At 64.1% G+C, this 21,826-nt stretch carries 22 protein-coding genes; 17 read left to right on the top strand and 5 right to left on the bottom strand.

Annotated features, from left to right (window positions below; all coding sequences use genetic code 11):
* Positions 1-47: 47 nt before the first annotated feature.
* The 6 genes from J7I92_RS22080 to J7I92_RS22055 are packed head-to-tail and all read left to right on the top strand — an operon-like array spanning position 48 to position 5,902.
* Positions 48-1,664: a class I adenylate-forming enzyme family protein gene (locus J7I92_RS22080; RefSeq protein WP_214843989.1), complete on the top strand. Its 1,617-nt coding sequence runs from the start codon at positions 48-50 to the stop codon at positions 1,662-1,664.
* A 24-nt stretch (positions 1,665-1,688) separates the two neighbouring features.
* Positions 1,689-2,804 carry a CaiB/BaiF CoA-transferase family protein gene (locus J7I92_RS22075; protein ID WP_214843987.1) on the top strand — a complete coding sequence of 372 codons (1,116 nt, stop codon included), beginning with the start codon at positions 1,689-1,691 and terminating at the stop codon, positions 2,802-2,804.
* Positions 2,805-2,840: 36 nt separating this feature from the next.
* Positions 2,841-4,082 carry an acyl-CoA dehydrogenase family protein gene (locus tag J7I92_RS22070; protein WP_214843985.1) on the top strand — a complete coding sequence of 414 codons (1,242 nt, stop codon included), beginning with the start codon at positions 2,841-2,843 and terminating at the stop codon, positions 4,080-4,082.
* Between the two features lie 8 nt (positions 4,083-4,090).
* Complete coding sequence (locus tag J7I92_RS22065) at positions 4,091-4,924, top strand: alpha/beta fold hydrolase (RefSeq protein ID WP_214843983.1); 834 nt, start codon at positions 4,091-4,093, stop codon at positions 4,922-4,924.
* The gene (locus J7I92_RS22060) at positions 4,921-5,691 is read left to right on the top strand and encodes an SDR family NAD(P)-dependent oxidoreductase (RefSeq protein WP_214843981.1); all 771 of its coding nucleotides are present in this window, start codon (positions 4,921-4,923) and stop codon (positions 5,689-5,691) included. The genes J7I92_RS22065 and J7I92_RS22060 overlap by 4 nt, the downstream gene beginning before the upstream one ends.
* Positions 5,692-5,707: 16 nt before the next feature.
* Positions 5,708-5,902: a hypothetical protein gene (locus J7I92_RS22055; protein ID WP_396020444.1), complete on the top strand. Its 195-nt coding sequence runs from the start codon at positions 5,708-5,710 to the stop codon at positions 5,900-5,902.
* A gap of 164 nt (positions 5,903-6,066) precedes the next feature.
* On the opposite strand, the gene J7I92_RS22050 is transcribed toward J7I92_RS22055, so the two are convergent.
* Positions 6,067-7,182, bottom strand: coding sequence for an acyl-CoA dehydrogenase family protein (locus tag J7I92_RS22050; protein ID WP_214843979.1), 1,116 nt, complete (start codon positions 7,180-7,182; stop codon positions 6,067-6,069).
* Positions 7,183-7,339: 157 nt separating this feature from the next.
* Between J7I92_RS22050 and J7I92_RS22045 the strand changes: the two genes are divergently transcribed.
* Complete coding sequence (locus tag J7I92_RS22045) at positions 7,340-8,557, top strand: MFS transporter (protein ID WP_214843977.1); 1,218 nt, start codon at positions 7,340-7,342, stop codon at positions 8,555-8,557.
* Between the two features lie 65 nt (positions 8,558-8,622).
* Entirely contained in the window at positions 8,623-9,678 is a 1,056-nt protein-coding gene (locus J7I92_RS22040) for an MBL fold metallo-hydrolase (protein WP_214843974.1), read from the top strand.
* 15 nt (positions 9,679-9,693) lie between these two features.
* Here the strand turns inward: J7I92_RS22040 and J7I92_RS22035 are convergent, their stop codons facing one another.
* The 4 genes from J7I92_RS22035 to J7I92_RS22020 form a co-directional block, all read right to left on the bottom strand.
* Positions 9,694-10,740, bottom strand: a complete 1,047-nt coding sequence (locus J7I92_RS22035; protein WP_214843972.1) for an alcohol dehydrogenase catalytic domain-containing protein — start codon at positions 10,738-10,740, stop codon at positions 9,694-9,696.
* A 94-nt stretch (positions 10,741-10,834) separates the two neighbouring features.
* On the bottom strand, positions 10,835-11,920 hold the full coding sequence (locus tag J7I92_RS22030) for an ABC transporter substrate-binding protein (RefSeq protein ID WP_214843970.1): 1,086 nt from the start codon (positions 11,918-11,920) through the stop codon (positions 10,835-10,837).
* 62 nt (positions 11,921-11,982) lie between these two features.
* Positions 11,983-12,840 carry an ABC transporter permease gene (locus tag J7I92_RS24080; RefSeq protein WP_214843968.1) on the bottom strand — a complete coding sequence of 286 codons (858 nt, stop codon included), beginning with the start codon at positions 12,838-12,840 and terminating at the stop codon, positions 11,983-11,985.
* The gene (locus J7I92_RS22020) at positions 12,837-13,649 is read right to left on the bottom strand and encodes an ABC transporter ATP-binding protein (protein ID WP_214843966.1); all 813 of its coding nucleotides are present in this window, start codon (positions 13,647-13,649) and stop codon (positions 12,837-12,839) included. Before J7I92_RS22020 ends, J7I92_RS24080 begins: the two co-directional genes overlap by 4 nt.
* A gap of 221 nt (positions 13,650-13,870) precedes the next feature.
* On the opposite strand from J7I92_RS22020, the gene J7I92_RS22015 reads away from it, so the two are divergent.
* From J7I92_RS22015 to J7I92_RS21975, 9 genes are all read left to right on the top strand, one after another.
* The gene (locus tag J7I92_RS22015; RefSeq protein ID WP_214843965.1) at positions 13,871-14,497 is read left to right on the top strand and encodes a PaaI family thioesterase; all 627 of its coding nucleotides are present in this window, start codon (positions 13,871-13,873) and stop codon (positions 14,495-14,497) included.
* 104 nt (positions 14,498-14,601) lie between these two features.
* Positions 14,602-15,843 (top strand): NAD(P)/FAD-dependent oxidoreductase, encoded by a 1,242-nt coding sequence (locus J7I92_RS22010; RefSeq protein ID WP_214843964.1) that lies wholly within the window; start codon positions 14,602-14,604, stop codon positions 15,841-15,843.
* A gap of 22 nt (positions 15,844-15,865) precedes the next feature.
* Entirely contained in the window at positions 15,866-16,192 is a 327-nt protein-coding gene (locus J7I92_RS22005; protein ID WP_214843963.1) for a 2Fe-2S iron-sulfur cluster-binding protein, read from the top strand.
* A 136-nt stretch (positions 16,193-16,328) separates the two neighbouring features.
* Entirely contained in the window at positions 16,329-16,874 is a 546-nt protein-coding gene (locus J7I92_RS22000) for a MarR family winged helix-turn-helix transcriptional regulator (protein ID WP_214843962.1), read from the top strand.
* A 79-nt stretch (positions 16,875-16,953) separates the two neighbouring features.
* Positions 16,954-17,772 carry an SDR family NAD(P)-dependent oxidoreductase gene (locus J7I92_RS21995; protein ID WP_214843961.1) on the top strand — a complete coding sequence of 273 codons (819 nt, stop codon included), beginning with the start codon at positions 16,954-16,956 and terminating at the stop codon, positions 17,770-17,772.
* Positions 17,765-18,946 (top strand): CaiB/BaiF CoA-transferase family protein, encoded by a 1,182-nt coding sequence (locus J7I92_RS21990; RefSeq protein ID WP_214843960.1) that lies wholly within the window; start codon positions 17,765-17,767, stop codon positions 18,944-18,946. The genes J7I92_RS21995 and J7I92_RS21990 overlap by 8 nt, the downstream gene beginning before the upstream one ends.
* Positions 18,943-20,103, top strand: coding sequence for a CoA transferase (locus J7I92_RS21985; RefSeq protein ID WP_214843958.1), 1,161 nt, complete (start codon positions 18,943-18,945; stop codon positions 20,101-20,103). Before J7I92_RS21990 ends, J7I92_RS21985 begins: the two co-directional genes overlap by 4 nt.
* The gene (locus J7I92_RS21980) at positions 20,100-20,972 is read left to right on the top strand and encodes an enoyl-CoA hydratase/isomerase family protein (RefSeq protein WP_214843956.1); all 873 of its coding nucleotides are present in this window, start codon (positions 20,100-20,102) and stop codon (positions 20,970-20,972) included. The genes J7I92_RS21985 and J7I92_RS21980 overlap by 4 nt, the downstream gene beginning before the upstream one ends.
* A gap of 2 nt (positions 20,973-20,974) precedes the next feature.
* A complete protein-coding gene (locus J7I92_RS21975) occupies positions 20,975-21,799 on the top strand; it encodes an SDR family oxidoreductase (RefSeq protein ID WP_214843954.1) in 825 nt (274 codons plus the stop codon).
* Positions 21,800-21,826: the final 27 nt, after the last annotated feature.

The raw sequence follows: 21,826 nt of genomic DNA, 5'->3' as shown, positions 1-21,826 counted from the left end.
CTGCGGAGATGCAGCAACTACAGCCAGAAAGCAAGAAGGAGCCCGAATTGACCACGAGCGCAGAGCTGACTACTGAGCAGCCCACCCCGGTCCGCTGGGGCCGGGACATTATCGAGGCAACCGTCAACGGCTACCCTGTCCGCGTGTACAAGGACCGGCCACGCTCCGTTGGTGAACTGCTGTTGGACGCCCGCCGCTGGGGTGAGCGGGAATTCCTCGTTCAGGGGGACCGCCGCCTCAGTTACAAGGACCACGAACTGGCAGTAGCGGCGGTTTCGAACCGCCTGGCTGCCTACGGGATTGCGCCGGGAGATCGTGTCCTCCTCCTGGGATTTAACAGCATCGAATGGTTCGTGAGCTTCTGGGCAATCCAAAGCCTCGGGGCAGTGGCAGTTTTGGGCAACCCCTGGTGGGGTGCCCACGAACTCGAGGTGATTCTGGGCAGGGTGCAGCCGAAACTCGCGATATCCGATGTTGAAATGCACCAGGTCTCACGAGTGTCTGTCGCCGAGATCCGGCAGATAGTGGATGCCGGCGAGCCTGCCGTGCTTCGGCTGGCCGACGTGGACGAAGACGACCCGGCACTGATCATGTTCAGCTCCGGCACGTCCGGAATCCCCAAGGGAATCCTCGTTTCCCAGCGTTCGGTGTGCGGCAACCTGCAGAATCTGCTGAGCATGACCAGGCGCCTTCCCACGGAGCTGGACGATTCCCGCCCCGGGACGGCCAGCCTGCAGACCGTGCCACTGTTCCATCTCGCCGGGGTCCAGGTAAGCTGCGGAACCATCCTGCAGGGCGGAAAGCTCGTCATGTTGAACGGAAAGTTCGATCCGGCCGAGGTATTGCGGCTCATCGAAGCGGAGAAAGTGACATCCTGGGGCGCCATCCCCACCATGGTCTCCCGTGTCCTTGACCATCCGGACCTTGCATCACGGGATGTGTCCACTCTTGGTTCCATTCCGCTGGGGGGTGCCGCCGTCCCCGATGAGTTGCGCGCCCGCATCGGGGCCACCTTCCCGAAGGTGAGTAAGCGCGTGGGCAGCCTCTACGGCCTCACCGAAACCGGGGGCCTGCTGGCCGCGGCCGCCGGCAAGGAGATCAACGGCCATCCTGGCCGCGTGGGCAAACCCCTCCCCGTCGTCGACATCAAAATCGTGGGTGCGGGTACCGACGGCATCGGCGAAATCCACGGACGCACCCCCAACGTTCCCCTGGAAATCGTCGGAGAGGGTCCCGTTGCCGACGCTGAAGGATGGGTAGCCACCGGAGACCTGGGCCGGATCGATGATGAGGGCTATCTGTATGTCACCGGCCGGGCCAAGGAGATCATCATCCGCGGCGGTGAGAACATCGCTGCAGCCCACATCGAAAACACCTTGCAGCGTCACCCCGACCTGGCAGACGCAGGAGTGATCGCCCTGCCTGACGCGGATCTGGGCGAGATCGTCGGCGCCGTGGTGGTGCTGGCCCCGGGAGCGATTTTCAACCACGACAGCTTACTGGCGCTCTGCCACGAGTACCTCGGGAGGTTCGAGATCCCCGAGCGCTGGTGGGTTCGCAGCGACAAGCTCCCCATGACCGCGATCGGAAAACTGGACAAGAAGCTTCTCAAAGCGGAGTGGCTTGAGCGCGGGGCCGGGGACCTCGACGACACCGCGTCCTAGGGCGCGGCGAACGGGACGGAACTGATGACTGGAGTACTTGAGGGACTGAAGGTCGTGGAATTCGCCGGGCTTGGCCCGGCGCCCTTCTGCTGCATGCTGCTTGCGGACATGGGTGCGGAAGTGATTCGGATTGAACGGCCTCAGCCGGCTGAATACCTTGAGCAGGCCACTGCCCGTGACACGTTCGGCCGGGGCCGGACCTCGGTCGTCGCTGACCTGAAGGACGAGGAGGGCAAACGGCTTGCCGCTGCCATTGCCCGTCAGGCGGACGTCGTGGTGGAGAGTTTCCGCCCTGGCGTGATGGAGCGGCTCGGCCTAGGGCCCGAGGATCTGATGACGGAGAACCCCGGCCTGGTTTATGCGCGAATGACCGGTTGGGGCCAGGAGGGCCCGCTGTCCGCGGCTGCCGGCCACGACATCAATTACATCGCCCAGGCAGGCGCGCTCGAACCAATTGGCAGGGCAGGGCAGCCACCCGTAGTCCCACTTACCCTGGTGGGCGACTTCGGCGGCGGCAGCATGTTCTTGGCGGTGGGCATCCTGTCAGCACTCTTTGAACGCTCCCGCTCCGGCCAGGGACAGGTGGTGGACGCTTCCTGCGTGGACGGCGCGTCCATGCTCATGTCAGTGGTCCACCACATGAAGTCCCTGGGGCAATGGAAGGACGAACGCGCGTCCAACCTCTTCGACACGGGGGCGCCCTATTATGACGTCTACGAAACGGCTGACGGGCGCTTCATTTCGTTCGGTGCGATCGAACGGAAATTCTACGAGGCGCTGGTCAGCACACTGGAGCTGGATCCCCGGGACATGAATCCGCAAAACGACCGGAAGGCCTGGCCCCGGCGCCATGACCTGATCGCCGCGAAGGTCCGCACGCGGACCCGTGCGGAATGGGAAGACGTCTTCGACGGCGTGGAGGCCTGCTTCGCACCGGTCCTCTCACCGGCCGAAGCGCCGGACGCCGCATTGCACCGCACCCGGGATGCCTTCATTACCGTCGATGGTTTTCCGGAACCGGCCCCCACCCCGCGATTTAGCCGCACGCCGTCGTCCGCGAAGCCGCGGCCCCGGCCGGGAGAACATACGGCCCAAATTTTTGAGCGGCTCGGCCTGGCCGAGCCGCTTACCCGCAACTGATACCCAGGAGGGATGAACATGGTGGAGACTGCCTACATGAGCGAGACCACAAAGCCACAGGCCGGCGAGAGCCCGGAGAGTCTCGAGGAGTTCGTGGCCCGGGCAACCGCATTCTTGGATGCCAACGCCGAGCCAAGTCCGGCCCGCACTGCATTCCAGTGGGGTGTCGGCGAGGACACCGGCGTCAAGCTGTGGGAGGAACCGGACTCGGCAGAGGAACGAGTACGCCTCACTGAAGCACGCGAATGGCGTCACAAGCGCTTCGATGCCGGCTTCGGCTGGCTGGACGGACCCACGGAGTCCGGTGGCCGGAGCCTGCCGCGCGCCTACGTCCGCGCGTATCAGCGGCTGGAAGCGAAATACCAGACGCCCAGCGAAACATATTTCAAGCTCGATCACGTCCTTGGCCCCGTACTGCTCAGCCGAGGAACGACGGAAGTCAAGGAAAGCATCCCCAGGGCCCTCCAGCGGGGCGAGTTGGTGGCCTGCGAACTGTTCAGCGAACCAGACGCGGGATCCGACCTGTTCTCCGTCCGAACCCGCGCCACACGGACCGAAGGCGGCTGGCTCTTGAGCGGGCAAAAGGTGTGGACCTCAGATGCCCACCTCGCTGACATTGGCGTCATCTTCTGCCGCACGTCTAACGAGCCCGGAAAACGGGCCTTCTCCGCCTTTGTCCTGGACATGCACCAGCCAGGCGTCAAGGTTGTGCCGCTCCGCCAGATGACCGGGGGAGCGGCGTTCAACGAGGTCTACCTGGACGACGCCTTTGTGCCGGATTCCTATCTGCTTGGCGAGGTGGGCCAGGGCTGGGACGTGACCGGCGAGATCCTGGCGCGGGAGCGCGCCGGAATCGGCGCCGGCCTGAGCCGCTCCGGCTCCGGCCTGGCCAACGGCAGCCGCCTCATCGCCCTGGTCCGGGCGATGGACCAGGCGGAGGATCCGCTGGTGCGCCAGGCCCTGGTCAAAACCATAACGGGCTTCTGGGCCACCAAGCAGCTCACCCGGAATGGCACCGACCGAGCCGGAGCGACCGGCTATAAGTCAGATCCGACACCGCTGGTGAGCAAGCTCGCGCTGAGCTTCAACCTTCGCCGCGCCTCGCAGTTCGCAGGTCAGGTCCTGGGGTCCAGGCTCACAGCGGACGGCGGGGAATGGGGAACTTTCTCCTGGAACTCCCTGGTCCTCGGCGAACCGGGGGTGCATATCTTCGCAGGTACGGACGAGATCGTCCGGAACTCACTCGCGGAGAAGGTCCTCGGACTTCCGCGGGATTAGGGGAGAGCATGAATACGACCAGTGCTGACATGTCCGGGCTCGCCGTCCGCGAGATAAGCGGACCGAAGAATGCCTCTGATACTCCGCGGGTCGTCCTGGTCCACGGCGCCATGGATACGGGAGCCAGTTTTTCCCGGCTGATCGGGCACCTGGGGGGACTCGACGTGGTCTCGTACGACCGCCGGGGGTACGGTGAATCGCGTCTCGCTGAGCAGTCGCCGGCACGCCTTGCCGACCATGTCGGCGACCTGCTGGCACTGCTGGACGGCCACCGCTCCATGGTGCTGGCGCACAGCCTGGGCGGGGTGATCGCCTTGGCAGCGGCCGAAAGGGCACCGCACCTGGTGCGGGGCATCCTCGTTTACGAGGCGCCAATGCCATGGGAATCGTGGTGGCCGCCGCTCGTGCTTCCGGAAAACGCCTCCGATGACGCCGAGGTCCGCGCTGCCGCTGAGGAGTTCCTGAGGCGGCACCTCGGGGACGCCCGCTGGGAAGCGCTCGACGACGACAGGCGCGAGGGTTTTCTGCGGCACGGTCCGGCGTGGGCCGCTGAGCTTGGGGACGCACGCGACGGCGGCCCCGCCTTTCTGCCGGAGGCGATCGAAGTTCCCGTTTTGGCCGTCTATGGAACCGCCACGGACAGCAGGCACGAGCGGGCAACGCAGGAACTTGCCCGGCGTGCCCCGCAGGGAAGGCTGGCGACGATCGGCGGCGCGAATCACCTCGGCCACCGGACGGAACCTGGCCGCCTCGCTGAACTGCTGATCGGCCATATGGCCGCCACGGAAGGAACCTCATGCCCGACACCAGATCCCACGCTGATCAGAAACACGGACGCATGAGAGGGACCGGCGGCGGGCAACTGCAGGGCAAACGCATCATTGTGACCGGAGGCGCCCAGGGAATGGGCGCCTCCAGTGTCAGGGCGTTTGCCCGGGAAGGCGCGACAGTCGTTGCCATGGACCTTCAGGCGCAGCAGGGGACAGCAGCCGCGGAGCGAATCGCCCAGGAGACCGGCGGCGACGTCTCCTTCCTGGCCGCCGATGTCTCCGACAGGGCACAGGTCTTTGACGCCGTGTCGGGGGCCGCGCGGCGCATGGGCGGCCTCGATGTCCTGGTGAATGTGGCCGGGGTGCAGCGCGCGAAGCCGGCGGAGGACCTGACCGAAGAAGACTTCGATTTCCTCCTGAACATCAACCTCCGCGGGACGTTCTATACGAATCAGGCGGCCTTTCTGGCCATGAAGCCGGCCGGCTCCGGTGCCATAATCAACTTCGGTTCCGACTCCGGCATGACCGCGATCCGTGGCCTGGGCGGATACTCGGCAACCAAAGGCGGCGTCCACGCCTGGACCCGGACCGTGGCCCTCGAATTCGCCGCCCACGGCGTCCGGGTGAACACCGTTGTCCCGGCCATGAAAACACCGATGACCGAGTCCGGTCAGGCGGAGGGACGCGGCAGCGTGTACGCGAAGACGCCGCTCGGCGGTGCCCTCGGCGATCCCGACCGGGACCTTGCCCCGGTAATGGTCTTCCTCGCCGGGGACGGCTCCCGGTTCATCACGGGACAAACAATTTCAGTCAATGGCGGGCTAGGAATGGTGCGCTAGCCCCGAAAGGAAACTCATGCTCTACTCGAAGACAATCCGGAAATCGGGCACCCAGGAGGCAAGCGTTCCCGAGATGCTGACGCGGGCACGCCTCTATGACCTGGTCGACTATGAGGGCTACAACCAGTTCGACACCGGAGTCTTCAACTTCTCAGTCCCGACCGTGTTCAGCCAGCCTGTCCAACGGATGACAGGCTGGCCGGCGGCCTAACGTCGGTGGGGCACCGGGCAGTCACACGGACTGCCACCAATCGCAACGAAAACGGTGCCTCACCGCGACACTGCACTACCCACATCGGGCTCACAAGTTGGCCGTCAGCCAGATGACGAAGAAGGCGCCCCGTTCCCGGGGCGCCTTCTTCGTATTGTTCTGGCTTAGATACCGAGGTGTCGGGCCGCAAGCTCGCGATGGTGGTCGGGGGTGCCGAACAGCAGTTCATTGCTCTTGGCCCGGCGGAAGTAGAGGTGGGCCGGATGTTCCCAGGTGAACCCGATGCCGCCGTGAACCTGGATGGCGTCGTAGCCAGCCTTGACGAAGGTCTCAGCTGTCAGGGCATGAGCCATCGCAGCTTCGGCAGGAAGCGCAGGGTCCTGTTCCGACGCCGCCCGAGCCACGCGGTGGGCAGCCGCCCGGGCGAGCTCCACATCCATCAGCACGTCCGCCAGCTTCTGCTTGATCGCCTGGTAGCCGCCGATCACTTTGCCGAACTGCTCCCGGGTGCGTGCGTACTCAGCCGCCAGTTCGAGGAGCTTCAGCGCTCCACCGGCGTTCTCCGAAGCGAGGGCCACTGAGGCGGCCCGGAGCATCTGCGCCACCGCCGCCCAGCCAGCACCCTCGGTACCGACCAGTTGGGCGGGCGCCTTGTCCAACACCACGATGGCCTGGCGGCGGGTCAGGTCCAGTGTGTCGACGCCATCGGCGCGAACCCCTGTGCCGTGGGCGTCCACGCGGAACACGGAGACTCCCAGCGGCGTGCGTGCCAGAACCAGCAGGAGGTCGGCCGTTTGGCCGTCAATCACGTTGGTCTTGATCCCGCTCAATGCCCAACCGTCGCCGGAACGATCAGCGCTGCACTGAATGCCTTCTTCGTCCCAGCGCTGCGATGGTTCGAGGAAGGCTACGGCCGCGCGAGTCTCTCCGGCGGCGATGCCCTCGAGGATTTCCTCCTTGGCGGCCGCATCGTCAGTGGCCAGCATCAGGTTGCCCGCAAGCACTACCGTCGAAAGGAACGGCGTCGGTGCCAGTGACCGGCCCAGTTCTTCCATCACGATGGCTTGCTCTGCCAGTGAGAATCCGGCGCCGCCGAATTCCTCAGGGATGGCCAGGGACTGCAGCCCGAGTTGCTGGGCCATCTGCTGCCACACGGCGGGGTCGAAGCCCAGCTCCGAATCGACAAGACGCCGAACGGCTGGTTCGGGGAACTTCTCCTCGCAGAATCGCCGCACCGTCTGGCGCAGCTCGGTTTGTTCCTCAGTGAATACCGGTGCCATGCCGCTCCCTTGCGTCTGCTAAACCCTAAATGTCTATTGGTATGACCGTATTATCCTACGGAGCCGGTCGTGGAGCCGTCAAGACCCTTGACGTTCTTGAAAAGACAGATATACATTGGTCAAACCAATTGGCACAACATAGGACCGGAGATTGTCAATGAAGACAAGCAGCCGGCCCCGGTCATTGCCCGGCGCCACGGCGGTTGTAAAGACCGTTGCCCTGACTTCCGTGACCGTGTCACCGACCTTTCTCATGGGCTCGCTGGTGGTACAAATGCGGCATGACATAGCGCTGGCGCCTGCGGCCATAGGGCTCGGGGCCGCAATCATGTTCGGAACGGGTGGAGTCCTGGCGCCCTTTTGCGGCCGTCTTGTCCAGCGAATCGGTCCCAAGCGCGGAATGCTCTTTGCTGCCTCGACCTCAGCATTTGCCCTGGCCGGGATAGCGGCGGCGCCGAATTTCCTTTGGCTTGCACTGTGCCTCGGGCTGGCGGGAACCGGCAACGCCCTGGGGCAACCTGCCTCCAACATGGCCCTGTCCGAATCCGTCCCCTTTCGACGCCTGGGCATCGCCATGGGGATGAAACAGGCCTCCATCCCCACCGCCTCCCTCCTCGGAGGCCTGGCCGTGCCGGCAGTGGCCCTAGTGTTTGGATGGCGATGGGCATTCGCCCTGGCGGCGGTATTAGCCCTGCTCGTCGCGGCCTGGGCACTTGGAGACAGAACGAAACAGCCAGCCGGTCGCCCCGCGCCCGTCGCCATTGATCCGCCTTCCTCACGGAGGGCAATGGCATTCCTCACCGCCGGCGGCGCAGTGGCGGCGGCTTCCGCCACCAGCCTGGGGATCTTCCTCGTGGATTCTGCAGTCAGCTCCGGAATCAGCCCGAGCCATGCCGGAGTTCTCTTCGCCGGAGCTGCCCTCATGGGCCTGGTATCCCGGATTGGAGCGGGCGCGTTCCTCGATCGCCGGCCGCACTACAGCCCCTATTCCCTGGCTAGCCAGTTTCTCCTGGTCGGATCGGCCGGATTCCTGGTGCTGGCCGTAGGTCAGCCCTGGGCGATGATGGCCGGTGCGGTGTTTGCATACGGTGCGGGCTGGGCCTGGCCGGGGGTGCTGACCTACGGAGTGATGCGGGATCGCCTGAGCTCCGTGGGGACCTCGACCGGCACCTTGCAGGTAGGTCTTTCTCTTGGCGCTGCGGCCGGACCGCTGGCGTTTGGAGTCCTGGCACAGGTTTCGTCGTACAGAATTTCGTGGCTTGTTGCCGGGCTGGGACTGGCCGCATCGGGCGTCATCATCAGTCGGGGTCACGCGGCGGAGAACAGGATCAGGTGCAGGGAAGCGGTGGCTGACCTGGACTCGGTATCTGAATGAACGCGGGTGACGCCATCCCAGCGGCCGCGTCCCGGCCTACAGCACGCACAACGAAAGGACAGCCAGTGAGTGGTGCCTCGATCACAGTGACCGGTCATGACCAGAAGGCGGCCTGGCGGGACAAAGTCCTGCCGGCCGTGGAGCAGGTACGTAAGGGTGTCTGGTCCATCCCGGTCCCTTTCCCAAACCATCCGATGCGGTACACCCTCAGCTACCTGCTGCTCGGGGCGGACGATGCCGTGCTCGTGGACCCGGGCTGGGCCAGCGACGTGGGCTGGCAGCACCTCGCGGCCGGCCTGGCCCAGGCAGACGTGGGTTTTTCGGAACTGACCGGCGTCGTCGTCACCCACCGGCATGCCGACCATTTGGGCCTGGCGGCCCGGGTACGGGAAGCCTCGGGCGCGTGGGTGGCACTGGGCGAACATGAAACACTCGGCGTGCCCACCGACGGCGACGATGCCGCGCGGATTGCTGAGGACCGCAGTCTGCTCAGGCTCTGGGGCGTGCCCGAGAACCGGCTCGACGAAGTTGTCGTAGACCCGAAGCGCCTGACTGCGCGAGGGCTGGCAGAGCCGGATCTCAGGTTCGCCGGCGACACCCTGGTGCCCGCCGCGGGACTGCGCCTGCGCGTCGTCGCGACACCCGGCCACACACCCGGCCACATCTGCCTCGTGGACGAGGCACGGGGCCTGATCTTCAGCGGCGACCACGTCCTGCCCCGCATTACCCCGAACATTTCCTTCGAAATCTCGGGGCCCGTCAATCCGCTGGAGGACTACTATGAGTCGCTCAACCTGATCGGGTTCGAGGACGACATGGAAGTGTGCCCTGCCCACGAGTACAGGTTCAGCGGCATGCGCCGCCGGGTAGACCAGCTGCAGGCCGACAACCGTGCCCGTTCGGCGGAGGTGGTCAAAATCCTCGCTGGCGGCAGCGCACATTCGATCTGGGAGATCGCGCGGTTGCTGACCTGGTCCCGCGGCTGGCACTCGCTGCAAGGACCGGTGCTTCGACTGGCCCTGGGGGAGACTGCCAGCCACGTGGTCTATCTGGCGTCTCAAGGCCATGACGTACAGGTTCCAGTCCGGGAAGCAATGCCGGCCGGGGACGCTGCCTGGTAGAGCCGTCCGGGCGGCCTACTCCATTACCACCACGGCGCGGCCGGTAATGCGGCCCGCCTCGAGGTCGTCAAATGCGTCCAGTGCATTTTCGAACGGGTACGTCTTCAGATCGATGACGATCCTGCCAGCTTGGGCGAGAGCGACGACGTCGTGCAGCTCACGGCGGGTGCCGCTGTACGGGCGGTTGATGGTCACCCCGCGGGGAATCGACGTCGTGGTGCGCCTCGTCTCGAACTGCAGGACGCCGTCGCTCTGACCGGGTACACGAATGGCCCCGTACGGGGCAATCATCGATGTCGCCAGCTTCAGCGTGGCGCTGCTGCCCACGAGGTCCAGAACGAAGTCCGGGCCGAACCCCCCGGCGGCGTCAAGCACTTGCCCGGCTGCGTCGGGAGCGGAAGCATCGATGGCAAAGTCCACGCTTGAGCGGAGGGCGTCCAGGGCGGCCTGCCGCACGTCCAAAGCGATGAGCCGGGCGGGCGTGATGGCCCCCAGGATGGAGACAGCGAACTGGCCCAGGCCGCCGAGGCCTATCACCGCTGCCGAGGAACCCGGCCCGAGCAGCGCGAGGCACTCCTTGATGGAATGGTAGGGAACGAGGGCGGCGTCCGGAAGCACCGCCGCGAGTTCAGGCGCGAGTCCGGGAGCCGGAATTACGGCGCTTGCCGGGGCCGTCACGTAAGTGGCCAGCCCGCCGTCGTGCTTTGTACCGGGACCCTGAGGAGGCCGCATCCGACCGCCGGTGCCTAGGCAGGCGTTCTCGCGCCCGGATCCGCACTGGCGGCAGACTCCGCACGACCAGACGGTGTGGACCACGGCGAAGGTCCCCGGCTCCAGGCCGCCGGACACGCCAGGGCCGACGTCGCTGACGACGCCCGCGATTTCATGCCCTAGGGTCAGCCCGGACGGGATGGCCAGGCCGGGGTGGGCGCGGAAAGCCACGTCCGTATGACAGATGCCGCCGGCGGAGACTTTGAGGAGGACCTGGCCGGGACCGGCTGTGGGCTTCTCTGCTTCAGCCCAGGCCACATGGCCGGTGCCGAGATATTTCAGTGCTCGCATTGTGAACTCACGCTTTCGTGAACTGCGCCGCGGCCGGAGGCGGTTGTCGCCTTCGACCGCGGCGCGGATCGAACAGGTGCAGTTGCTGCTCTTGCTACTTTGCGGCCATCTCCGCGGCTGCCTTCTCGCTGAAGGACGTGTCCATGATGTCCTCGACCTTCAGATCGGCCTTTTCGATCAGCCCTTGGGCCCGGTAGGTCTCGAGGTCTTCCGCCACGCCCGCCAGGTTCATCTCACCGGTGGGGCTGATCTCCGGAGAATAGGCTTTGGCCACGAGCTTAGGATCCAGTTCCGTGTATTTGGCAATGATGTCGATGACTTCTTGCGCGTTGGTGCCCGCGAGCTGTCCGTCGACCAATGCGGCGTTGTAGTCCTTGACGCTGCGGAGCCAGCCCTTCATGAAGCTAAGGGCCGCCGCGGGGTTCTTCTCCGTAAAAGCCGTGCCGTACATCATGGCGCCGAGTTGCAGGCCCGGGTAGAAATCGGCTCCGACGGCGAACCGCACCGCTGAGCCGTTCTCGATGGCCTTCGTGGCGAAAGGTTCAGCCGTGGTTGCGGCATCGATGGAACCGTTCTCCAGTGCCACCGCCTGGTCCGGGCCGCTGAGGAAGTTGGCCTGGATATCGGCACGCGCCAGGCCACCTTCCTTAAGGGCGCGGTCGAACCACAGCGTTGTGGAGGTCCCGTCCGCGTACAGGCCCAAGCGCTTGCCCTTGAGGTCCTTGACCGACGTGAACTCCTTGCTGTCCACCAGCGACTTGCGTACCAGGAGGGACGAGTACTTGCTGCCGGGGACGAGCTTGCCGGTATCGGCCACCAGCCGCACACCCAGGCCGCGGCCGACGGCGTTGAAGATCCCGGCCCCCGGCGCAGCCGTGCCGGCGTCGAGCGCGCCGGAAGCCAGGGGCGCGACCATGTCCCCGCCCGACTTGAAGGCAACCAATTTAACGTTCAGGCCTTCTTCCTTGAAGTAGCCCTTTTCGATGCCGATATATAGCGGAGCGTTGGAGATTCCCGCAGCGTGGCCCACTGAGACCTCGGCAGTTCCATTGGAGGTGCTGGCGCTGCTGTTGCCGCCGCAGGCGGCGACGCCGAGCAGTGCGGTGATGCCCATGACGGCGCCTGCTGTCCGGACAAGGAACCGGTTGCGGGCCGGCAGAATACGGGTGTTTTTGAACATGGGATGTCCTTTCGGCGGCTTCATTGCCGCGGAAGGTGGGATGAGCGGGATTTGGGGCAGTGCTAGGAGTTCTTACGGTTCCACGGTGTGAGCAGCCGTTCGACTTCCGTGAGCAGAAGGGTCATGGCGACGCCCAGGACGGAGATAAGGATGAGGGCGACATACATCGTTTCGACTCGGAACGTGGACCATGAGTTCCAGATCATGAAGCCGAGGCCGCTTGTTCCGCCGAGCATTTCCGCGACGACGATGAGCATGAGCGCCATGCCGACGCCCAGCTTCATGCCGGCGATGATCAGGGGGGTGGCGGCGGGGACGGCGATGGTCCTGAAAACCTGCAGCCGGCTTGCCTTGAAGTTCTTGCCCACGTCGTGGTGGATCTGGTTGATGCCCATCACGCCCGCCGCGGTGTTGACCACGACCGGGAAGAAGACCCCGATCGCGACGACGGCGACCTTGCTGGATTCGCCCAGGCCGAAGATGATCAGCAGCAGCGGGAAGATAGCGGTCTTGGGTATCGGATATGTTGCGGCAATGAGGGGTTCTGCAATTGTGCGGACCCAGCGGCTGAGTCCCATGATGATGCCGACAATGACGGCCGGGACGGCGCCGATAATGAAACCGATTGAGAGCCTGCCCATACTGACCATGGTGGTGTCGAGCAGTTGTCCGGAACCGATCAGGCGGGCGAATTCCTTCGCGATGGTGGTTGGGGCGGGGAAGAACTGGACATTCAGCAGCCCTGCCTTCGTTGCGATCTCCCACAGGACCAGCAGTCCCAACGGGGCGAGGACGGCAGCGAAGCGTTCGGCGCCAATGCGCTTGACGAGGCTGCGCCGGACGGGCTGCGGCGGGGGAGCAGGAGTGGTCTTGGCTGCAGCGGAACGTGCAGCGTCCGCAAGCGGCGTCTTGAGGCTCACAGGGCCGCTCCCACAACTTCGTCCTTCAGCGATGCCCAGATGTCGTAGACAATCTCGCCGTATTCAGGCTGCCGGCGAAGTTCGAGGACGCTGCGGGGCCTCTCGAAGGGAACTTCAATGACCTTCTTAACGCGGCCCGGACGGGCTGTCATGATCATGACCTCGTCACCGAGGATGACGGCCTCATCCACGCTGTGCGTAATGAAGACGACCGTTTTCCTGCTTTCTTCCCAGGTGCGGAGCAGTTCTTCCTGCAGGATGGTTTTGTTCTGTTCGTCCAGTGCTGAAAACGGCTCGTCCATGTAGAACACGTCCGGATCGTTGGCGAAGGCCCGCGCGATGGAAACACGCTGGCGCATGCCGCCGGAAAGCTGGTGCGGATAGGCCTTGGCAAACTTGGTCAGGCCGGTTTTGTTCAGGTAGTGCCCCACCTGTTCCCGGATTGTTGCCTTCGCTGCGTTGCGCATCTTGAGCCCGTAGGCGGCGTTGTCCCAGACGTTCATCCATGGGAAGAGTGAGTCTCCCTGGAACACCATGGAGTTTGTCACCGGCTTGTCCGATCCGGTGCTGACGTTGATTGTTCCGGACGTTGGCGTTTCGAGTCCGGCGAGCATGCGGAGAATCGTTGTCTTTCCGCAGCCGCTGGGCCCGACGATCGTGAAGAACGATCCTTCCGGAACATGCAGGCTCACGTTGTCGACAGCGGTGACCAGTCCACTGTCTGTGTTGAAAGTCTTGGTCAGGTTCGTGACTGTGATTCCAGTTGCTTGGGCTGTGTCGGACAACGGTGTCGTCGCAGGTCGCTGCATTGGATCCCCTCCCTGGGGTGGCGTTTGCGTGGGTGGCCCCGAAGGTAAGCGCCGGCTACGACGGGCATGTCGCTGAGGCCTGCTCGATAGCGTGGCAGTCTTCGGCAATAAGGTCAATAGGTTTTCCGGTCTTACCTTTATATGCCGTCCAAAGGGTGGCGTTCCCTGATTTGACGATATACATTGGTCAAACCATTGAATCAAGAAGGGTGTTGAGTGAGATGTTGCAAACCGAGACGGTGACGATTCCCGAAACGGCCCAGGAGAGCTCCCTGGCCGAATACGCGGCGGAGTCCTGCCGCCGACTGGCGGCCGGACTGTTAGGGAACACCGGGGAAGAGCTACGGACGTTCCTGGCTTCGGAGGTCCAAAGGCTTCAGGCCGTACTCGCAAACCCGTCCCTGCTCGAAGGCGCGGAACCTCAAACCCCGCCCCGCTTTGACCGCAAAGGCAGGGTGCAGATCACGACCAACCCGGTGGTCAGCCACCGCAATCCACTCGCACCTCCGCTGATGCACCATCATGATGGCGACGAGAGCGAGTTCCGCGTCACCCTGCCACTGCAGTACCAAGGGCCCCGGAATCACCTGCATGGCGGCTACTGCGCCGTTCTCCTCGATGACGTGCTGTGGCACTCAGTGCGTTACGCGGCGCCGGGGATCAGTTTTACCCGCGAGCTCACCGTCACGTACGAGCGGCCCGTGCCGCTGTTTGAGGAGCTGAGGATTGTGGGGCGGGTCAGCAGGATAGAAGGCCGCAAGACGTTTGCCGAAGGTGAAATCATCGCAGGCGGCCTTGTGTGCGCCCGCGCAACCGGTCTTTGGATTTCGCCGAAACCAAGCGAATAGACCGCCAAACTTTCACTGAGTGAAAGTCGTGGATGTGGCCCACATCATAACTGCAAGCATGGCAACAAGACCGAAATCAGGGGCAGTCACAAGGAAGTGAAGAGATGTCTGAAGAAGCGATCGTCATCATCGGAGCCGGCCACGCGGGAGTACAGGCGGCAGTCCGATTGGCCGAACTTGAATGGGCCGGACGCATTATCGTCGTTGAGGAGCAGGACGGTCCCACGTACGAACGGCCGCCGCTTTCAAAGGAATTCCTCAAGCCCGGAGCCTCCGACGAGATCGCAGCGCTCCGCAAGGAATCGTACTTTGAAGACAAGCGGATTGAACGGATCACCGGGGCAACCGTAACCGGGATCGATGCGGGTGCCAGGTCGGTCACTCTCTCCGATGGCACGAGCCTCGGTTACTTCCGACTGATCATCGCCACGGGTTCACAGGCCAGAGCCCTCACAGTCCCCGGCTCCGAGCTTCCCGGCATTCATCTCCTCAAGACCCGTGATGACGCCCAGGCCCTCCGTCGGGCAATGCGCCCCGGAGCGCATGTCGTGATCATCGGCGCCGGTTACATCGGACTGGAGGTAGCAGCCGCGGCAGCCAAGCTCGGGTGCACCACAACAGTCCTCGAGTTCCAGGACCGCGTCATGAGCAGGGTCACCTCAGCCCCGGTTTCGCGGCACTTTGAACAACTGCACCAGGAACAGGGCACGCGCTTTGTGTTCGGCGCCGCAGTGACGGAAGTCCGCGGCAATGGCAAGGTCCAGGAGGTCGTGACTGCAGACGGGTCCGCGTACGCCGCTGACGTAGTGGTGGCCGGCATCGGCGTGCTGCCCCGCCAAGCGCTCGCGGAGGCGGCGGGCATCGATGTGAAGGACGGCATCCTCGTGGACGCCGACAGTCGGACTTCAGACCCCAACGTTTACGCCATCGGCGACGTCACCCGACTGATCATCAAGGATCAGGGGATCAACCGGCGGCTGGAGAGCATCCAGAGTGCACTCGCCCAGGCGGTCAGTGCGGCCAACAGCATCATGGGCCTCACGAACACCAAACATGAGGTTCCGTGGTTCTGGACCGTCCAACACGGTGTGCGTCTCCAGACTGCCGGGTTGCGGCTTCCGGAAGACGACATCATCGTCCGCGGCAATCCCAAGGACGGGCGCTTTTCGGTCCTCTACCTCCGTGACGGACGCCTCGCTGCAATCGATACCATCGCAGCGCTCTCCGACTTCACCGTAGGAAAGAAGCTGGTGGCTTCCGGGGCAGAAATCGACCCTGAGATTGCCGCCGACCCGGCAAACAAGCTGACAACCGCTGTACGCGAGCTCGTCGACGAGACTCGCTGAGGACAGGAAAGGATCAACAGCCATGAGCAAGACCCTGATCAATGTCATCGACCGCGAGGGTGCAACCCGCGAAGTGGAATGGGAACCGGAACAGTCGCTGATGGAGACCCTCCGCGACAACGACTTCCCCGTCCTGGCATCGTGCGGGGGGACGGTCTCCTGCGCCACCTGCCACGTCTTCCTGGAAAAGCCCGTACTCGAATCGCTTGCTGACCGCAGCGAGGACGAACTGGAACTGCTCGAGGATGCGGAGCACTACAACCCGGAGGCCTCGCGCCTGTCCTGCCAGGTCCAGCAGTGCGACAGCCTCGGTGGCATCAACGTCATCATCGCCCCGGAAGAGGACTAGCAGGTGGGCGGTGCCGCGGAAACGGCATCGCCCACCGGGCAGGCAACGCTGGGCAGCCCGTGCCCCAAAACTGGTTCGGGGCACGAACCAAGGCAAGAACAAACACAACGAAGTCAGGCAAGAAGGGGTCAGCGGCATGAGGCAGAATCCGGCAGGAACTACCGGGGAGGTATCCGGGGAGGCAGGAAGCACGGCCGATCTGGCCAGCTTCCTGCGCGTTCCCCTGACTATCCTCGGTGACGTGGTGCGCCGCGCAGGAAAAGGCCGGGCACTGCCGACTTCACAGGCTCAGGTACTCAGCCAGCTCTCCGCCGAGGAATCCCTCAGCGTCTCCGAACTGGCCCGGGCCCAGGAGCTGGCCGTGTCATCTATGACCGAAGTCCTCCAGCGGCTCCAGGCCCGTGGACTCATCACGAAGACCGGCACCGAGCAGGACCGGCGGCAGGTGCGGGTTGCCATTACCGCCGAAGGCCGGCACCGGCTCAACGAAACAGCAGCAGCCAGGGACGAACTGCTGGGAATGCGCCTGGCCAGTCTCCCGGAGGACGAGCTGAAGCGGCTCGAAGCGGCCGTGCCGGCACTGTGGCGGCTTGCCCGACTTGATGCGGAGATTTGGCCCCGGATCCCGGCCCGGCCGCATCGCCCGCGCTCCAGAGAAACCCGGCCGCACATCGGCCGCTAAGACCCAACCACCGCAGAAGTGCTCGGGATAGCCAGGGCACCTTAACCAACACACGTGTACAGACAGAGGAGAACAGAACATGGGCGTTCTAGACGGAAGAGTTGCTTTGATAACGGGGGCAAGTCGTGGCATTGGCGCCGCTATCGCGGAGGAATTCGCGAAAGAGGGCGCCTCAGTGATCCTGACCGCGCGTTCCAGCAATGAGGAGCCGGGAAAGCTTCCAGGCACACTTGAGGAGACGGCTGCCACCGTTGAGGCTGCGGGCGGGCAGGCATTGAGCATCGTCGCGGACCTGACCAGCGAAGAGGACCGTCAGCGCATCGTACGTGAAGGCATTGAGCATTTTGGCCGGATCGACATCCTGGTCAACAATGCCGCGGTCACCTTCTTCCAGCCTGCAGCCGAACTGAAGCTCAGCCGGTCACAGCTCATGTTCGACATCCAGGTTCAGGCTCCACTGCACCTGAGCCAGTTGGTCTTTCCCGGCATGCGCGAACGCGGCGAGGGCTGGATTCTTAACATCACGTCCGGAGAATCACGTCATCCGGACATCCCGCCAACCCGTTTCAACGCCAAGGGCACCACCACTATCTACGGCATGATCAAAGCAGCCCTGGAGCGCCTCACCTCGGGTTTCGCAGCCGAAGGTTTCAAAGACGGTGTCACGGTCAACGCACTGCGGCCCACGGGACTCGTGGCCACGCCTGGACCGGTGTTCCACGGGGTCTTGAAGGCAGATGACCCGAACGCCGAGAGCCCGGACGTGATGGCGCGTGCCGCCGTCGTCCTCTGTTCTGCCACGCCGGACCAACTGAGCGGTAACGTGCTGGAATCCGAAGAGGTCCTCGCCGAATGGGCGCCGCAGGCGCTCAACGCCGAGGCTGGCTCTCATGTCTAGCGAGCCGGCCGGGCCGGCGCTGGCGGAAATTGAGTGGCTCCGCGGCGTCAAGGTTGTTGAGGTTACCACCGCCGTTTCCGCTCCGCTGATCGGACGCGTGCTCGCCGAGCTTGGTGCCGAAGTAGTCAAGGTTGAGTCACGTGCAAAGCCGGACGTGAACCGGGCCAGGCTGCCGCGGCCTACCGATCCCGAGGGCTTTCCCGCGCATGAGTCGTTCCAGCTGCTGCACGAGTCCAGCGCCAGCAAGAAGAGCGTGACCCTGAACCTCAAAACTGACGAGGGCCAGTCACTTTTCCTGAAGCTTCTGGGCGATGCGGACGTCTTCATCGAGAACTTCGTGCCGGGCTGGCTGGACCGTCTTGGCCTGACTGTGGAAAGCCTCCGGGAAAAGTTCCCGCGCCTGGTTATCCTGTCCGCCAGCGGTTACGGCCAGACCGGGCCCCTGCGCACCCAGCGCTCCTACGCCCCGGTCATGTCCGCCCTGGCCGGAGTTGAGGGCCTGATCGGATACGACGATGGGCAGGTCATGGGATGTTCGGCGCTTGCGCTGGCCGATCTCAACTGCAGCTTCACGGGGGTCTTCCTCGTTGCCGCAGCGCTCAAGGGCCGGGAACAGACGGGCCACGGTACCCATGTGGACCTGTCGCAGATTGAGGCCGCTTCCACTCTGGCCGGCGAAGCGTTCGTAGAGGCGGAGCTTAACGGCTCTGCCCCGCTCCCGCGGGGGAACGCAGATCCCGACGGCACGCCCTGGACTCTGATTCCCACCGAGCGTCCGGACGAGTGGATTGCCGCGGTGGACACGCAGTCCGGCACGCTGGCCGAGGGCGAGCTGCTCGAGCTCAAGAATTTGCCTGCAGGAAGGCGGTCTGCCAGGGAAACTCTCCTTGAGCGGCTCCGGGTCCGCGGAATCGAAGCCGCCCCCGTCCTGACTCCCACGGGCGTGGCCAAGGACCGGGGCTTCGCGGCACGGGGCTTCACCCAGACGGTACAACACCCGCACGCGATGATCGGCGAGGTCAAAGTGACCAGCGTCCCCTGGCACCTGGACGGGCGGCTGCCCCGTGTCCTTGGCGCCGCGCCGCTGCTTGGCGGCGATAACCCGACCATCCTTTCCAGATTCGTGGACGCCGCGGGCCTGGCCGATTTCGAAGCAAAGGGAGTGCTGCGATGACCAACACCATGTTGCAGGGCACGTTGACCATTGAACTCGGGACCACCCGGGCTGCGGCCTTCGCCGGCAAGCTCATCACCGATGCCGGCGGGGATGTGGTGACCCTCGAGGACAGCCGGCGCCGGGCCCGCCTGACTGATGCCGCGCGGATATTCCTGGATGCCCACAAGGACGTTGTTGCCTTGGAAACCGCCCAGGACAACGTTGTGATTGAGGAGCTCGTGCCGTTCGCGGACCTCGTGGTCACGGACCTTCCCCAGGACGAGCTGGTGCGCCGTGGACTTGATTGGGACTCGCTCCGCAGCCTCAATCCGCGCCTGAGCTACGTCCGCCTCTCAGCAGTGGGCTGGGAAACAGAGGGTCCTGCAGGGGAACTGACCATGCAGGCACTGAGCGGGCTGATGGAGATGGTGGGGGACCCGCAGCGCGAGCCACTGGCGCTCCCTTACGGCATCGGCTCACTGCAGCTGGGCCTGCACGGCGCAGCAGCAGGGACAACCGCCCTCCTCTCGGCCGCACGAAGCGGGCAGGGCCGGCTTGCGGAAATTGCGGGTTCCGAAGTCCTCGCGTCCTACGTCCGAATCTACGGTGCGGTGGCCTCCTATTACGGCATTCCGCTGCAGCGGGATGGCCGGCGCGCACCGGGTTCCGGGGGCCGGTACCCGTTCGGGTTCTTCGCCTGCCGCGACGGCTACGTTGCCATGATCTGCCGCAGTGACCGCGAATGGGCGAGCCTTCTGGCGATGATGGGCGACCCGTCCTGGGCCAAGGATGAGCGGTACCAGGACCTCTACGGGATTGCCATGAAGTATCCGGACGAGGTGGACGCCCTCATCGAACCGTGGCTGTTGGAACACACCCGGGATGAGCTGCTGGCCCTCGCCCAGAAGTTCGCGGTCCCGGTTGCCCCGGTCCGCTCCGTAACCGAAGTCATGGAGGACGTGCAGCTGCGCGATCACCGCGACTTCTTCGACGTCCTGCGGACAGCCGACGGCCGTGACCTCCGCGTTCCCGGCCGGCCCTGGGCCAGCCCGCAACGGCAGGTGGAGCTGCAGGGTCCGCGGACCCTGCAATCCGTTCTTCCGGCCGGACCCGACGCCATCGACCCGCACGCGATCACACATTCACTCGCACTAACTATCTCGGAGGCACCATGACGACACCAGAGGATCCGGTACTCGTTGAACGCAGCGGCCCCATTGGCCGGCTGATCTTCAACCGCCCGGACAAGAGCAACGCCATGACATTCGACGATGCCCAGTTTCTGACCGCCAAACTTCACGAACTCGAAGACGACGACGACATCAAAGTCATCATCCTTAAAGGCAACGGCAAGTCCTTCTGCGCGGGGCACGACTTTGATGACGTGGTCAGGGTGTACGGACTGGACCGAAAGGGCCCTGACGGGAAGCAGTTCAAGATGAGCCAGCGGGCCAGGTTGCAGATCGACCGACGCCTTGCAGAGGAATACATGGCCTTCCAGTACTCACACAAACCGGTCATCGCACAGGTCCAGGGAGCCGCCGTCGGTTTCGGTATGTACCTGACCGAGCTCGTTGACATGGTGGTGTGCGCCGACAATGCCCGGTTCAGCCACGCCGAGCAGCGGCTCGGCTTTGCCGGAAACACCTGGCACCTGAACATGCAGATCCTCACCTACGGACCAAAGAAGGTCCGGGAACTGCTGCTGTTCGGGTCCCAGTTCGACGGCAAGGATGCCGAACGGATAGGCCTGGCCAACATCTCGGTCCCTGAGGACGAGCTGGAGGCCACGGCGGAGAAGTGGGCGGAAAGGGTAGCCCGCAACCCTAAAGACGCCCTGGTCCTGGGCAAGGCGATGCACCAGATGGCGCTGGACTCACTGGGCGCCTCACAGCAATTCATCCGCGGCGTTGTGGGTCACACGCTGGGAACAGGACTGTCCTTCGAAAAGGACGAATTCAATTTCTTCCGGGAACGCCGGGATACGGGAACCAAACAGGCATACCGGAACAGGGATGCCAGCTACGAAACGGAAAAGGTATAACAATGACTGATCTGCTCAACTACACCGGAAAAATCGTCGTCGTCACGGGCTCTGCCTCAGGCATGGGTAAGGCAACCGCCGAACTCCTGGCCGGTCAGGGCGCCACCGTCTATGCCCTGGACATTAACGAACCCAAAGAGCCGCTAGGCACTTTCGTCAAAATCAACCTTGGTGACCGGATCTCCATAGATGAAGCACTGGCCGCCCTCCCGGCAAAGGTGGACGCCGTCTTCAGCTGCGCAGGCATAGCCGGCGAGATCTACTCCGGCCGCAACTTCTCCGAGCTGGACGTGCTCACCATCAACTTCATCGGCGGACGGCACCTCATCGAAGGACTGATCCCGCGGCTTCCCCAGGGCGGAGCGGTGGCCGTCATTGCCTCCACGGGCGGCATGCGCTGGCAGCAGCGGGCCGAGAAGCTCGTGCCTTTTGTGACCACCGCGGGCTTCGAAGAAGCGCAGCAGTGGTTCAAGGAGAACCGCGACGAGCTCTTTGCGGACTTCCCCGGCGTGAACGTGCCGTACATGGTTTCCAAGGAAGCGCTGATCGTGTGGATGAAGCACCGGGCATACCAGCTGTCCGGCCAGGGAATTCGTTTGAACGCCGTTTCCCCGGCATCTACAGCCACTCCAATGAGTGACGACTTCACCCTCAACGCCGCCGGCCTCAAGGGTTCGCATATCTCGCTGATCGGGGCACAAGCCACCTCTGAGGACCAGGCCAAGGCGCTCATCTTCCTCAACTCCGATCTGGCGTCGTATGTGAGCGGACAGGACCTGCAGGTGGATTACGCGTTCACCGTCAAGGGACTCCACGGCCTGGTCTAACAAGGTTCATCAAACGGAAGGTTGAAA

This window comes from Arthrobacter sp. ISL-72, from assembly GCF_018613755.1.
In the GTDB taxonomy this organism is placed as follows: Bacteria; Actinomycetota; Actinomycetes; order Actinomycetales; family Micrococcaceae; genus Arthrobacter.
The sequence above is the reverse complement of the archived record's forward strand: the minus strand, read 5'-3'. Positions and strand labels throughout refer to the sequence as shown.